The organism is Roseomonas sp. TAS13 (assembly GCF_001950415.1).
GTDB classification, from domain to species: Bacteria; Pseudomonadota; Alphaproteobacteria; order Acetobacterales; family Acetobacteraceae; genus Roseomonas; species Roseomonas mucosa.
Genome location: NZ_BDLP01000769.1, coordinates 1 through 723 on the forward strand (window position 1 = coordinate 1; position 723 = coordinate 723).

The 723-nt window shown below is 75.7% G+C and carries 1 protein-coding gene; it reads right to left on the reverse strand.

What is annotated here, in order from left to right; translation table 11 throughout:
* On the reverse strand, positions 1–705 hold a 705-nt coding region (locus tag ROTAS13_RS25415), incomplete at its 3' end, for a 3-deoxy-D-manno-octulosonic acid transferase (RefSeq protein ID WP_305793738.1).
* Positions 706–723: the final 18 nt, after the last annotated feature.

Sequence of the window (723 nt, forward strand, 5' to 3'; positions counted from 1 at the left end):
CCGGCGCAGGCGGGCCAGCTCCGCCGCATCGGCGGGCAGGGGGGAGGCCGCGTATTTCAGGTTGCCGGCGACCCGCACCTCCCCGGCCCCGGCGGCGCGCAGCCGCGCCGCGTCGGCCTCGCTCTGCGCCAGCACCAGCCGGAAGGTGGAGAAGGCCTCCCGCGCCAGGCCCGGCGCCCAGCGCCAGCCCCGGGCCGAGCGTTCCGAAAGGCGGGCATTGACCAGCAGCATCGGAATCCGCGCCCGGCGCGTGGCGGCCAGCAGGTTCGGCCAGATCTCGCTTTCCACGAAGACCCCGGCATCCGGGCGCCAGCCCTGCAGGAAGCGGTCCGCCCAGTCCGGCACGTCCAGCGGCACGAAGCGGTGCTGCAGCCGGGGGCGGAGCGTTTCCGGCAGGCGGCGCATCAGCAGTTCCGCCGAGGTCACGGTGCCGGTGGTGACCAGGAAGCGCAGCGCCGGGTCGCGCCGGGCCAGCGCCTCGATCAGCGGCAGGATGGACAGGCTCTCCCCCACGCTGGCGCCGTGCAGCCAGAGCAGCCGCCCCGGAGGCCGGGCCGCGCCGCCGCCCTCGCGCTCCTGCAGGCGGGCGGGGATCTCCTTGTTCCGCCGGGCGCGCCGCCGCAGGTGCAGGCGCCAGAACGGCGCCGTCAGCCGCGCGGTGGCATCCCAGGCCAGGCTGCCTGTCTCTTGATCACATCTACGCACAGCTCCACCGTAAGGCGA